The 13,065-nt window shown below is 60.3% G+C and carries 14 protein-coding genes and 1 pseudogene; 11 read left to right on the top strand and 4 right to left on the bottom strand.

Annotated features, from left to right (window positions below; genetic code table 11):
• Positions 1 to 30 precede the first annotated feature (30 nt).
• Positions 31 to 918, bottom strand: coding sequence for a branched-chain amino acid aminotransferase (locus HJB91_RS17035; RefSeq protein ID WP_210628642.1), 888 nt, complete (start codon positions 916 to 918; stop codon positions 31 to 33).
• A 250-nt stretch (positions 919 to 1,168) separates the two neighbouring features.
• Between HJB91_RS17035 and HJB91_RS17030 the strand changes: the two genes are divergently transcribed.
• Complete coding sequence (locus HJB91_RS17030; protein WP_221146851.1) at positions 1,169 to 2,212, top strand: zinc-dependent alcohol dehydrogenase family protein; 1,044 nt, start codon at positions 1,169 to 1,171, stop codon at positions 2,210 to 2,212.
• An 80-nt stretch (positions 2,213 to 2,292) separates the two neighbouring features.
• On the opposite strand, the gene HJB91_RS17025 is transcribed toward HJB91_RS17030, so the two are convergent.
• Positions 2,293 to 3,225, bottom strand: a complete 933-nt coding sequence (locus HJB91_RS17025) for an AraC family transcriptional regulator (RefSeq protein WP_221155570.1) — start codon at positions 3,223 to 3,225, stop codon at positions 2,293 to 2,295.
• A gap of 243 nt (positions 3,226 to 3,468) precedes the next feature.
• Between HJB91_RS17025 and HJB91_RS17020 the strand changes: the two genes are divergently transcribed.
• From HJB91_RS17020 to HJB91_RS16985, 9 genes and pseudogenes are all read left to right on the top strand, one after another.
• Positions 3,469 to 4,899 carry an extracellular solute-binding protein gene (locus HJB91_RS17020; protein ID WP_210628644.1) on the top strand — a complete coding sequence of 477 codons (1,431 nt, stop codon included), beginning with the start codon at positions 3,469 to 3,471 and terminating at the stop codon, positions 4,897 to 4,899.
• A 137-nt stretch (positions 4,900 to 5,036) separates the two neighbouring features.
• Entirely contained in the window at positions 5,037 to 5,915 is an 879-nt protein-coding gene (locus HJB91_RS17015; protein WP_097591494.1) for a carbohydrate ABC transporter permease, read from the top strand.
• On the top strand, positions 5,912 to 6,745 hold the full coding sequence (locus HJB91_RS17010) for a carbohydrate ABC transporter permease (RefSeq protein ID WP_210628645.1): 834 nt from the start codon (positions 5,912 to 5,914) through the stop codon (positions 6,743 to 6,745). Before HJB91_RS17015 ends, HJB91_RS17010 begins: the two co-directional genes overlap by 4 nt.
• A 4-nt stretch (positions 6,746 to 6,749) precedes the next feature.
• Positions 6,750 to 6,953: a DUF2160 family membrane protein gene (locus HJB91_RS17005; RefSeq protein WP_207241065.1), complete on the top strand. Its 204-nt coding sequence runs from the start codon at positions 6,750 to 6,752 to the stop codon at positions 6,951 to 6,953.
• 4 nt (positions 6,954 to 6,957) lie between these two features.
• Positions 6,958 to 7,998 (top strand): NAD(P)-dependent alcohol dehydrogenase, encoded by a 1,041-nt coding sequence (locus tag HJB91_RS17000; protein ID WP_221155525.1) that lies wholly within the window; start codon positions 6,958 to 6,960, stop codon positions 7,996 to 7,998.
• Position 7,999: 1 nt separating this feature from the next.
• Positions 8,000 to 8,113, top strand: a pseudogene (locus tag HJB91_RS30805) (3-oxoacyl-ACP reductase); the annotation flags it as partial.
• A gap of 130 nt (positions 8,114 to 8,243) precedes the next feature.
• A complete protein-coding gene (locus HJB91_RS16995; RefSeq protein ID WP_221155520.1) occupies positions 8,244 to 9,314 on the top strand; it encodes an ABC transporter ATP-binding protein in 1,071 nt (356 codons plus the stop codon).
• 25 nt (positions 9,315 to 9,339) lie between these two features.
• Positions 9,340 to 10,068: an SDR family oxidoreductase gene (locus tag HJB91_RS16990; RefSeq protein WP_221155569.1), complete on the top strand. Its 729-nt coding sequence runs from the start codon at positions 9,340 to 9,342 to the stop codon at positions 10,066 to 10,068.
• A 22-nt stretch (positions 10,069 to 10,090) separates the two neighbouring features.
• Positions 10,091 to 10,819, top strand: coding sequence for an SDR family oxidoreductase (locus HJB91_RS16985; protein WP_210628648.1), 729 nt, complete (start codon positions 10,091 to 10,093; stop codon positions 10,817 to 10,819).
• Between the two features lie 181 nt (positions 10,820 to 11,000).
• Here HJB91_RS16985 and HJB91_RS16980 read toward each other — a convergent pair whose 3' ends face one another.
• On the bottom strand, positions 11,001 to 11,348 hold the full coding sequence (locus HJB91_RS16980) for a YciI family protein (protein ID WP_221155518.1): 348 nt from the start codon (positions 11,346 to 11,348) through the stop codon (positions 11,001 to 11,003).
• A gap of 215 nt (positions 11,349 to 11,563) precedes the next feature.
• The gene (locus tag HJB91_RS31275; RefSeq protein ID WP_405048793.1) at positions 11,564 to 11,743 is read right to left on the bottom strand and encodes a DUF1127 domain-containing protein; all 180 of its coding nucleotides are present in this window, start codon (positions 11,741 to 11,743) and stop codon (positions 11,564 to 11,566) included.
• A gap of 662 nt (positions 11,744 to 12,405) precedes the next feature.
• Here HJB91_RS31275 and HJB91_RS16970 point away from each other — a divergent pair.
• Entirely contained in the window at positions 12,406 to 12,867 is a 462-nt protein-coding gene (locus tag HJB91_RS16970; protein WP_210628651.1) for a cupin domain-containing protein, read from the top strand.
• Positions 12,868 to 13,065: the final 198 nt, after the last annotated feature.

Raw genomic sequence — 13,065 nt, 5'->3', positions numbered from 1 at the left:
TCGATTACCTCGGCTACGCCGAACCACTGCTCACTCCTCGCTCTCACTTCTCCCGTGGGCCCAGTCCATGTAGAGTTCCAGCGCCTTGCGGGTGACCGGGCCTTCCTGGAAATTGCGATCGTCGAGGCGGGTGACGCCGGCGACTTTGGAATAATTGCCTGTCGTGAAGATCTCGTCGGCTGCAAGGAAATCTTCGACCGAGAGCGTGGCTTCCACGACGTCGAAGCCGGCCTTGCGCAAGAGGCCGATGACGCGGGCGCGGGTGATGCCGGCGAGAAAGGTGCGGTTGGCGGCGGGCGTCATCACCACGCCGTCGCGCACCAGAAAGACGTTGGAGGAGGCTGTTTCGACGACATTGCCGTTCAGATCGCGCACCAGCGCATTGTCGAAGCCGCGGCTGCGCGCCTCGGTGATCATGCGGCCGCTGTTCGGGTAAAGGGAGCCGGTCTTCGCCTCCGTCATGGCCGTTTCGGGCGAGGGACGGCGATAGGGCGAAACGGTGAGGCTGGTGCCGCCATGGCCGCCCATCGGCGCCTCGAACAGGCAGAGCGCGAAGCGGGTCGATTCGGCATCGACGGAGACAATGCTGCCGGGCGAACCATGTTCGCCCCAATACATCGGCTTGATGTAGATCGCCGTCGCGCCGTCGAATTTGCCAACGCCTTCCCAGGCGAGCGCGGCAATCTCCTCGGCCGATTTCACCGGCTTCAGGCCCATGGCGAGTGCGGAGCGGTTCACGCGCTGGCAGTGAAGATCAAGATCCGGGGCGATGCCGTCGAACCAGCGGGCACCGTCGAACACCGTGGAGCCGAGCCACATGGCATGCGAGGTCGGCCCGATCAGCGGCGGATTGCCGGGAAGCCATTCGCCGTCGACATGAGTCCAGGTGGTGGAACGCGGTGATGTATCGACGGCCATTGCTGATCTCCCTTGCGAATCCGGGAAAGCAAAAACCCCGGCGGCACGCCGGGTCAAGGACAAATCCCGGCCGGAAATACGGAAGCAAGAAAATGCCGGAGCACAGCGTCCGGCCGCAATATTCGTGCGCGACACCTGCGGCGTTGGCGATGGGTGCATCAGCAAAAATGATGGAATCTCTGTTGGAATGGCGGGCTGGCGCATGCGATCATGAGGAGAAATCGCCGGACAGCAGCAAGGGAAGACGCCGATGAAAGCCATGTTCTACGAAGCCTTCGAGCAGGCGCCGGAAATCCGCACGCTGCCCGATCCGACACCTTCCGAGGACGGAGTCGTCATCGCAGTCGGCGCAAGCGGGCTCTGCCGCAGCGACTGGCACGGCTGGATGGGCCACGATCCCGATATCCGCCTGCCGCATGTGCCGGGGCACGAGCTTGCCGGACGCGTCGTCGCCACCGGCCGCGGCGTCATGCGCTTCAAGGCGGGCGACCGGGTGACCGTGCCCTTCGTGTCCGGCTGCGGCCATTGCAGCGAATGCCATTCCGGCAACCAGCAGATCTGCCCGAACCAGTTCCAACCGGGTTTCACCCATTGGGGCTCCTTCGCCGAATATGTGGCGATCGATTATGCCGACACCAATCTGGTGCATCTGCCCGATACGATCGAGGACGCGACAGCGGCAAGCCTCGGCTGCCGCTTCGCCACCTCGTTCCGCGCCGTCGCCGACCAGGCGCGCACCGGACCCGGCGAATGGATCGCCGTGCATGGTTGCGGCGGCGTCGGCCTGTCGGCGATCATGATCGCCACCGCGCTGGGCGCCAATGCGATCGGCATCGACATATCGGAGGAGAAACTCGCCTTCGCCAGAGAGTGCGGCGCGGTGGCGACGGTCAATGCCTCAAGCGTTGCCGACGTGGCCGAGGCGGTGCGCGATATCACCAAAGGCGGCGCGCATGTCTCGATCGACGCGCTCGGCCACCCCGCCACCTGCTTCAACTCGATCAAGAATCTGCGCCGGCGCGGCCGGCATGTGCAGGTGGGGCTGATGCTCGGCGAATACGCGACACCGCAGATTCCGATGGGCCAGGTGATCGGCCACGAACTGGAGATCTACGGCAGCCACGGCATGCAGGCCTGGCGCTACGACGCCATGCTGTCCATGCTGGCGGCGGGGAAGATCGCGCCGCAGAAACTGATCGGACGCCGCGTCAGTCTCGAGGAGGCCGTGCCGGCGCTGATGGCGCTCGATAAGGCGGAGGCGATAGGGATCAGCGTGATTACGCGGTTTTCATAGGGATCGTCCGAGTCTGGGCATAATGAAGTCGCAAGGAGAGAATACATCTTCCCTCCTCTCTAGGTATCATCGACTGATCGCTAGGCTGACTGCACAGGCATATGATCTGTCACTGCCTGAGGTAACGGAACGGTTCTGCGGTTGGTGGACAGTTTCCGGTATTTCGTCGGTGTTAGGTTATGGTGGCGGAGAAACACCCGGTTGAAATTTGACAGATTGCGATAGCCCACCTCGAAGCAGATGTCCGTTATCGGCATAGAGGTATCGGTCAATAGCTGACCCGCTTTCCAGATACGAAGCTTGTTGACGTGGTCGGTGAAGGTGTGGCCGCTGTTTTTCTTGAAGAATCGCGAGAAAGCGCTGTCGCTCATGCCGACCATGCGAGCCATATCAGGCAACCGGATATCCTCCGACAGATTGGCAAAGACATACGCGAAGACCTGTTGCAGGGCTTCGAGCGAGCCATAGCTCAGGTCCGGCACATAAGCCTCTGAAGACAGCATATCGAACTCGTCGGTGTCCCGCAGCAGCGAGAGCAATGACAGGAAGGTCGAAAGCCGCAGCGAGCCGGTCTGGAACTCCATGTCGAGTATCAGCGCCTCCGCCTGCTCCCGCGCCCGGCCCTTGAAGGAGAGCCCCCGCTGTGCGCGGGCGAGAAAGTCACGCAGCCCCGCCAGTTCCGGCAGGAAGGCCGAAGCCTGCTCCAGCTTGGCCGGCAGAAACTGGATGACGATGTCACGTCCTGGAACGCGCTCACCCGGTCCGAGCGGCGTCACCCAGTCGTGCGGCAGGTTGCTGCCGATGACGGAAATATGGCCCGGCGTGAACGCGCCGACATGATCGCCTGCAAGCAGGACGCCGCTGGCGTTGGGAATGTAGTGGATCTCCACCTCCGGGTGGAAATTCCAGACGTTGCGTTCCCACGGATAGTCGTCGCGGCGCCAGAGGAACGACTCGTCCGCGCCGGTCAAGACATATTCAAATCTCGCGACCGTTGGCGAAACAACTGACATTGCGGACATCCTCCAGTGCTTCCCGCGATGGTCGTTGCGCTGACAATCAATATTGGATTGTGCAACGCACACAAGATTTCATGGATATTTTCGGCATTTCGCGCATGAGAGTATCAGTATCGCGCAACGGCCGCGCTTGTGTCCACCCGTTCTTTCTACAACTATTGTGGTCCGTTGAGCGTGTCGGAGGAGAGTTTAGCACGCACAACCGGACCGATTTTGCGATCCAAATGGAGGAGAACAATGAACAGTTTCGTCAAAGCCGTGGGCGTCGGCTTCATTTCGCTTGGCCTTTGGAGCTCGACCGCTCTTGCTCAGGATTCTTGGTGGAAAACTGCCGCCCAACCCTACCAGGGCGCGACCATCCGGGGCATCTCGGAATCGACCCCAGCGTCGAAATATGTCGAGCAGGTGCTCGGTCCCAAGTTCACCGAAGAGACCGGCATCAAGGTCGAATTCGAAGCGACATCCTGGGACCAGATGTACGACAAGGCGATCAAGGACATGGAGGCCAATACCGGCATCTATGACTTCGTCTATATCGAGCAGGACATCGTATATACGTATCTGGCTCGCAATTTCCTGGTCGACATCACCAAGTCGCTTACCGATAATGCGAAGATCGCTTCGCCGGACTTCAAGCCGGAGAATTTCACTACTTTCTTGAACTATTTCAAGGATCCGAAGTCGGGCGATGTCATGGGCGTCCCCATGGAAGCCTTCATCAAGCCTTACCTCTACCGCAAGGATCTTTTCGATGATCCGGCGATCCAGAAAGCCTACAAGGATTCCACCGGTGCGGATCTGAAGCCCGCGACGACGCATGACGAGTATACCCAGATCGCCAAGTTCTTCACCGAATACGGCGCAGACAAGGAGCTCTGGGGAACCACCGTACAGGCCTCGTCGAGCCATCCCGCCGCCTTCTACGAATTCTTCGAGTCGGTCGCGCCGACCTTTGGCGTGTATAACTGGGGCATCGATGGCACGACCTTCGCGGCCACCGAAGCCAACGGCGGCCAGATGAACTCCGCCGCCGCGAAGAAGGCGCTCAACTACTGGATCGGCCTGCTGAAATACGCGCCGCCGGAATCGACGTCGTCCACCTGGGACGAGGTTGCCGGGACATTTGCCGCCGGCCGCGCAGCCCAAGGCCTCGTCTACGGTGAAAACGCTGCCTGGATCGCTACCGACGAAAGCAAATCGACGGTCGTCGGCAAGGTGGGAGTGTCATTGCCTCCGGTCGAGGCGGGTGTCATGGAAGCAGCCGAATCCGGCAAGGGATATATCGGCTATTACGATGGTGGTGCATTCGGCATCCCGCATTCGTCCAAGAACAAGGACGCGGCGCTGCTATTCCTGCAGTATATCGGTCAGGCCTCAGTGCAGACCGACTGGGCGCTGGCCGGCTCCCGCATCGTCATGAACTCGACCTACGACGATCCCAAGATCGTCGATCAGGACAAGAAGATGAACGGCTACTACACGCTGATGCGTGAGGACGGAAAGCTGTTCGCCGGAGCTCCGCCGTTCCCGTTCCACGCGCAAGTTCTGCAGGTAGTCGCGCCCTTCATCTACAAAGCGATCGTCGGTGAGATCAAGCCGGACGATGCGCTGGACCAGGCCGCCACCGCAGCCGAAGCCGAACTCGTGAAGCTCGGCTATCGCAAGTAAAAGACCGCACCTCCCAAGCGGTTGGCGGTCGCCTTCAGCAAGGTGGCCGCCCCTTTCCTGACTGCGGTTTGCGGGGCCTGCCCGCGACGCTCGAAGTCAGGCGAATGAGTGTCAAGGACGATCTGACGGAGCGCAGGATGAGACAATCCAACATCGGATGGCTGTTTCTAGCACCAGCCACGCTAATTCTGTTCGTTGTCGGGTTTGTTCCCTTCATCTACATTCTCTATGTCGGCTTCTTCGACTGGAACACCAACGCAGTCGACCCCACCCTGCGCTGGGCAGGCCTGCAGAATTATCGCAGCCTCGTTTTTGACACGACATTCCTGAACTCGCTTGCGCGCACGCTGGTCTTCGCATTCGTCGTCGTTGTGAGCGAGCTGTTGTTAGGCTATGTCCTGGCCCGCGCGCTGATGGCAGACCGGCTGTGGGGCCGGCAGTTCTTTCGCACGATCCACACACTGCCGATCGTGGTCGCGCCCATTGCAGTCGGCGCTACCTGGCGGCTGCTTTGCGTTCCCGGCTTCGGCATCGTGCCCTATTACCTGAAACTGTGGTTCGGCATCGACTACAACATCTCGACCAATGCCTATCACGCCTTCGCCACGGCGATCATCATGGACCTGTGGCATTGGACGCCGTTCGTCACGCTGTCACTCATGGCGGGACTGACCGCCTTGCCGAAAGAACCGCTCGAACAGGCGCAGATCGACGGCGGCAACAAGCTGCAGATTTTCTGGTACGTGATCGTTCCGATGTTGAAGCCGGTGCTGCTGACAACCGTCTTCATCCGGCTGATGGACGCGCTGCGCTCGGTCGACGAAATCTGGATGCTGACAAAGGGTGGTCCGGCTGAGGCCACCCGGTTCATCGGCCTTCATATCTGGATCAACGTCTTTCCGAAGACCGATTACGGCTACGGTGCGGCCATGTCGCTACTGACGCTTTACGTCACGATCGTTCTGAGCTGGCTGCTGTTCGTCGCCATGACCGGCCGCAAGGGAGGCGCACAATGAAACGCTCCGGTATAGCCTCGTTCGTCCTTTGGATATGCCTGACCATTCTGACGCTGCTTCCGGTCTGGTGGATGCTGGTCGTTTCGATGCGCCCCCGCGTGAAGCTCTATTCGAAGTCGTTCCTCATCGACGATCTTTACTGGAACAATTTTCTGGCGGTGCTGAACAGCTCGACATTCCTGCAGTATCTCTGGAATTCGCTGATCGTGGCGACATCGAACGCAGCGCTGGTGTGCGCGCTCGGCCTGCTCGCGGCGTTCGGGCTGTCGCGTTACAAAATCGGCGGCGGTGACAATGTGTTTTTCTGGCTGATCACCAACCGCATGGCGCCGCCAGCCGTGTTTCTGCTGCCGCTCTTCCTGCTCTTCACCAAGTGGTTCGTGTTCGGCGATTTCATGCTGTTCGATACGAAGACTGGCCTGATCCTGCTTTATTGCGTCTTCAACCTGCCCTTCGCCGTCTGGCTCTTGAAGGGCATGCTCGACGGGATTCCGCTGGAGCTTGACGAAGCGGCGCGGGTCGATGGTGCGACAACCGGCCAGGTGCTGTCCAACGTCATCCTGCCGCTGGCGCGGCCGGGGTTGGCCGTCACCTTCATCCTGACCTGGATTTTCGCCTGGAACGAGTACCTGTTCGCAGCGACCCTAACGTCCTCGGCTAACGCCAGGACCGTGACGACAGCGCTCGCTGAATATGTCTCGGTCACCGGAACGAACTGGGGCGAGATGGCAGCGATGGCGTTCCTGACCACGCTTCCGGCCCTAATCGTGCTCGGCTTCGTCCAGAAACACATCGTGACCGGCCTCACGTTCGGCGCGTTGAAAGGGTAAGAAGATGGCTGGCGTTCAACCCCAGAAAACCCAACGCGACGGGTTCCTGCCTATCCGAACCAACGGCTTCGACAGGGGCTTCATCTCCGTCGTGATCCTGATCCTGGTGCATCTTCTATGGATGCGCTTCCTTGAGGGCGTGTTGCCCCTATGGGTGGCGACGGTGCTCTGCCTGGCGCTGGCCGTGTTCATTATCCGAAAGGGCTGAAGACATGAGATCACTCGTCCTCGAACGCAAAGACGAACTGCGCATTCGCGACCTGGACCCGAAGGAGGCGCTCGGTCCCACCGACGTGCGCATCGCCATCAAAACCGTTGGCGTCTGCGGATCCGACGTTCACTATTACACTCACGGCGCGATCGGCCCTTTCGTTGTGCGCGAGCCGATGATCCTCGGCCACGAAGCCGCCGGCATCATCGAAGAGGTCGGCAGCACGGTGCAGAACTTGAAAGTCGGCGACCGCGTTTGCATGGAGCCCGGCATTCCCGATCCTCAAAGTCGCGCGTCGCGACTGGGTCTCTACAATCTCGATCCCGCGGTGCGCTTCTGGGCGACGCCGCCGGTGCATGGCGTACTGAGACCGAGCGTGGTCCACCCGGCGGCCTTCACCTTTAAGCTTCCGAACAACGTCTCCTACGCCGCTGGCGCTATGGTCGAGCCGTTGGCTGTAGGCTTTCAAGCAGTCTCCAAGGCGAGGCTGACGCCCGGTGCGATCGCGCTGGTCACGGGTGCCGGGCCGATCGGCATGGTGACAGCGATCGCGGCGCTGTCGGCTGGCTGCGCCAGAGTTATCGTTACCGACGTTGTCGACGAAAAGCTTGCCGTGGCGCGCAAGCTCGGCCCTGCCATCATGACCGTCAACGTACGCTCGCAGGACCTGAAGAGTGTCATAGCCCGCGAAACCGACGGCTGGGGCGTCGATGTCGTCTTCGAATGTTCCGGCGCGGCCGAAGTGATCGCAGACACGGCGCACCATGCTTGCCCCGGCGGCGCCATCGTCCTCGTCGGCATGCCCCTGAAGCCGGTCCCGCTCGATGTCGTCATCGCCCAGACCAAGGAACTGCGCATCGAACACGTGTTCCGCTACGCCCATGTCTACCCGCGCATCGTCGCGCTATTGGGATCGAACCAGATCAATGTCGATGCGCTGATCACCGATACCTACGCTTTCGAGGATTCTGTCGAAGCGTTCGATTACGCCGTGCGACCGAAGCCGTCCTCCGTCAAGATCCAGATCGAGCTTGGGAAGTAGCATGTACCTGCGGAAGCTGGATCTCAGTGGAAGAGTGGCGGTCGTCACCGGCGCGGGGCCCAACATCGGCTATGCCTGCGCTGATGCCTTATCGGAAGCGGGCGCGCATGTCGTGCGATGCCGCCAGCCTGATGACCGGCAGCATCGTCGTTGCGGATGCAGGATACACCTCATGGTGAAACTGCCCGTGGACCCGTCCCGATTGATCGGCGGCCATGCCGCCACAACTGACAGAGGATTGACACATGGCGACGATCGAGCTCGACCAGGTCGACAAGCATTACGGCTCCTATCACGCGCTGCGCAACATCTCGTTCGACATAGCCGACGGTGAGTTCGTCGTGCTGGTCGGTCCCTCCGGTTGCGGCAAATCCACGCTGTTGCGGTCGCTTGCCGGCCTTGAGGAGATCACCGGCGGCACGATCAAGCTTGGCGGACATCGCGTCGACAACATCGCCGCCAAGGACCGTGACGTGGCGATGGTTTTCCAGAACTACGCGCTCTATCCGCACATGACCGTTCGGGAGAACATGGCCTTCGCACTGAAATTGCGCGGCGAGAACCTTGCGGATCGCAACGTCAAGGTCGACAAGGCTGCCGAGATGTTGCGGCTTACGCCCTATCTCGACCGATATCCGAAGGCGCTCTCCGGAGGCCAGCGGCAGCGTGTTGCCATGGGGCGCGCGATGGTTCGCCGCCCAAAGGCGTTCTTCTTTGACGAGCCGCTGTCAAACCTGGACGCCGCGTTGCGCGTAGATATGCGTTCGGAGATCAAAACTCTTCACCAGCGCCTCGGCGCGACTTCCGTGTATGTCACGCATGACCAGATTGAAGCCATGACAATGGCGGACCGCATTGTAGTGCTTCGCGACGGCAAGGTGGAGCAGATCGGTGCGCCACTGGAGCTTTACGACAGGCCGGCAAATACCTTTGTCGCCGGCTTCATCGGATCCCCGGCGATGAACATGCTACCGGCCACAATCGATCTCTCTTCGAACTCAGCGCGGCTGGCTGAAGGGTCGGCCCTTCCCCTTCCACAAGGCACGCGGGCGAGTCACGGCCAGGAGGTGATATACGGGGTACGTCCTGACCAGTGGATGCTGTCGAACGGCGATGCGGGCGTACCGGCAACTGTCGAGTTGATCGAACCGACGGGGGCCGAAATTCTGCTGGCAGCCCAGTTGGCGGGCAAGCGGGTCTTGTGCGCCTTTCGCGAGCGCCACGCGCTGAAGCCGGGCGACAGGATACGGCTCGACGTCGATCCTGCCGCGGCTCATGTGTTCGACAAGCAAACCGAGCAAAGACTCCCGTTCTGAGCAACAGGCATCGGAAGGATCAACCATGTCGGACTTTACAGGAAAAACGGTCATCATCACCGGTGCCGGCAAGGGTATTGGTCGCGCCTGCGTTGAACTGCTCACCCACCGCGGCGCCCGAATCGTCGCCTTGTCGCGTACGCAGGCCGATCTGGATGATCTTGCGGCAAAGTTCGGCGCGACGGTAATATCGGTCAATCTCGCCGACAATGCAGCAGCGCGCGCCGCCATGAAGAAGGCGGGACTGGCAGACGCGCTGATCAATTGCGCGGGAACCAACGTGCTTGAAAGCGTCATCGATATGACGGAGGAGGGCTATGAGCAGGTCCTCGGCATCAACCTGCGGGCCGCGCTGATTTGTGCGCAGGAGTTCGCGCGGGCTCGCATTTCGAACGGCGGCGGCGGTACGATCGTGAATGTGACCTCGATCGCCGGACATCGTGGTTTCGTGGATCACGTGGCTTACGCCGCTTCAAAGGCGGGACTGGAAGGCGCGACACGTGTCATGGCCAAGGAACTCGGCGCCTATGGAATCCGGGTCAATGCAGTGGCGCCTACGGTTACCATGACGGAGCTTGCGGCGAAGGCGTGGTCCGAGCCTTCCAAACGTAACCCGATGATTGTTCGCCACCCGATGGGGCGCTTTGCAGAGGTCGACGATGTCGCACGCTCGATCGCCCTGCTTATTTCAGAGGACGCAGTCATGATCAGTGGCGCAGTCCTGCCAGTCGATGGCGGCTTCCTTGCTGTCTGAAAACCAAGAGCGAGACAAGACGATGACTAAATCACTCGAAGGAAAGATCGCTGCGGTAACCGGCGCAGCTTCCGGTATCGGGCTGGCGACGACCCGTGCCCTGGTCGACGCCGGCGCCAAGGTCGTGATGGTCGACTACAACAGACAGGCACTGGAAACATACGCTGCCGAGTTCGGCGACGCCGTAGTCATGCAGGTCACCGATCTTCTGGACGCCGCAAGTTGCGCGGCCATGGTGCCGGAAATCCTGGCAAAGGTCGATCATCTCGACATCCTGCACTGCAATGCAGGGTCCTACATTGGCGGGGATCTTATCGATACCGATACCGCGACAATTGATCGGATGCTGAATCTCAACGTGAACGCCGTCATGAAGAACGTCCGCGACATCGCTCCGCATATGATCGAGCGCGGGACCGGGGACATTTTGGTGACTTGCTCCGTAGCCGGCCATGCGCCGATCCAGTGGGAGCCGGTTTATTCCAGCTCCAAATGGGCGATTACCAGTTTCGTCCAGATCATGCGCCGGCAGTTGAAGAACCACGGCATCAGGGTCAGCCAGGTCTCGCCCGGCCCGGTCGTTTCCGCTCTGCTGGCCGATTGGCCCGCGGAAAACCTCGAGAAGGCAAAAGCCAGTGGGAGTCTTATCGAGCCCTCAGAGGTCTCCGATGCCATCATCTTCATGCTGACCCGCCCGCGAAACGTCACGATCCGGGACATGATTGTCTTGCCGACAAATTTCGACGTGTAGGTATAGCTGCAGTGTTTTCCTCCGCTGACGTCATGTTGCTCTCGATTACCTGAGTGATCTCCACCCGGCTCTTCAGGGCGTGTCTCGTCAATAGCGTGAACAATCCGGCGAAAAGGATTCTTGTGACCCTAATCAGAACGTCGAGCGCATGGCCGACGGCATTAGCCGGGACACCTCAAATCTAAAAGCCGGCGGTCTCGCGCACCTCGATCGCCCCCATCCGAGCGAGCGGGTCCCGCACCGCGATCTCCATTACCTCCGCAATGTTCTTCGCTTCGATGAGCAGGAAGCCACCCAGATGCTCCTTGGTCTCTGCGAAGGGCCCGTCGATCCAACTTGCCTTGCCGGCCCGAACCCGCAATGTCTTTGCGGTCTTTGGGTCGGCAAGAGCATTGGAGGCGATATAGTGGCCTGATCGTCGGAGTTCTTCATTGGAAGCCAAGGACTCCCGGTCGATCTCGGCCCATTCCTCCTTGCTGGCGGCATCAGCAAGTGTTTGATCGATGTAGAAGAGACAAAGGTAGCGCATCGGTTCCTCCATGGTGCTGCCGATCTGGTCGCATTTGGATACCGCGAATCGACAAAGAGCAAAAAAATGCTGCCAGTTGCGCTTTCCGGTGAGAGCGGCTTGCTGCTCTGCGTGACCGGTGCCTCACAGTGCCGAAGAAGAGGATACATGAGAACGGCCGCATGCCGTCTCGCCGGCACTTTCACGCGCCGACTACCGGAAGAGGGGCGACGGCGTCAGACATCGTGGACGGATTCTGGTTCCAGCACTCTGATCGTCTGGGTGGAGAGGTCATTCTCCGATCTTTCCAGTGGAGACTCTGGGGGCGCCAATCCGATGTCACGGAGCAGCCGAGAGTCAAACCGCGAGAGTTCGCTCAAGCTCCGACGGTACCTTCGCTGATGTTCCAGCAGCATCCAAACGGCTTGCAAAGTGCCCACCGCACTGAAGCGCGGCGACTGTAGTTCGACTTGCTCGGAATACATAGTGGCAGCCATACTTGTCTCTCCTTTGACTGGCTCACGGCGCTCCGTCTTAATCGAACAGGATCGGCCGAAATCGACACGCTGGGTCAGGAGCTTGATCCGAGCGGGCGACAAGACGGTGTGCGGGCGTGGCTTGATGAGTGATACGATCTTGAGGGAATGGCGCCGGCCGACCGGCAGGACTTTGTGAAGGTGCTTTTCATCATGAAGGCAGCGGGCTTACTCACGGTGGGTTTTGTCGAAACTTCACGCCAAACGATATTCCGGCTGGCCTCACCGTCGAGGGCGCTGCCTTAGAAGCAATGACATTGCTGGATTGGCCCAATTACATGATGAGCCCTTGCACGTGCTCGACGAGCCGGCCGAGCCCGTGTCATTTTCACGCAGGCCGCCCTGGATCGGGGACCTTGCGGAAAGGGCTCGCCGCACCGATATCGGCCGCGACGCTTCATCAGGTCCATCCCGTGCCGAAGCCATCCAGCGATCTTGCCCCCTGCAACAGAAGCGGTTGTCAAAGGCGGCGCAAAGGTCTAACGGCTGCGCCGGCAAGAAGGCGCCTGCAAGAAAAGCCTCGTCAAGAAGAAGAAAGAGACATGATGTCCAACTCGTTTGTGAAATTACCTGCCGAAAACACGAAGCGATATTTCGTGCTCGGCGACCGGATCGAGCGGCGGCTTCGGCTCCGCGGAACCTGGTTCAACATTTTCGACGTCACCGTGCCATCAGGCAGCCGGACGCCTAGACATGCGCATGCAAGCCCGGAAGTCTTCCGCATTCTCGAGGGCCGTTTGACGATCTGGCGGCTGACCGACAGCGGCCCTGAAGAGATCGAAGCAGGTGCTGGCGACATCGTCACGATTCCGCCTTTCGTGGTGCACGGCTATGCCAACCGCGGGACCGTCCCCGCAGTCTTTTCGGCCATCGTCGATCGGGAGATGGCTGAGTTCATCGAAGCGGAAGGCACGAGCGAGCCGCTGAAGGCCCCCTCGCCTGAGACCATCGCCCGGATGACGGCCACTGCCAATGCTTATGGGATCACCATTCTGGCGGCGTGACATTCGCGCGCGTGATGCCGGAGCGTTCGGCTCGGCATCACGCATGAATGCGAATTTCCCTGAAACTCCCAGCAAGAAGGCATCCTTGTCGCCGTTTTTCGAAACTGTCACATCAAGGCGCTATAAGGAACGCCCAGCGCCTCTTGCGCCGGGCCTGTTTCACCGCCAAAATTGCGCCATGCCTGATAGCGACCCATC

The sequence above is a fragment of the Rhizobium sp. NLR10b genome (genome assembly GCF_019685435.1).
Taxonomy (GTDB): domain Bacteria; phylum Pseudomonadota; class Alphaproteobacteria; order Rhizobiales; family Rhizobiaceae; genus Rhizobium.
This window is presented reverse-complemented; position numbering and strand designations above follow the sequence as displayed.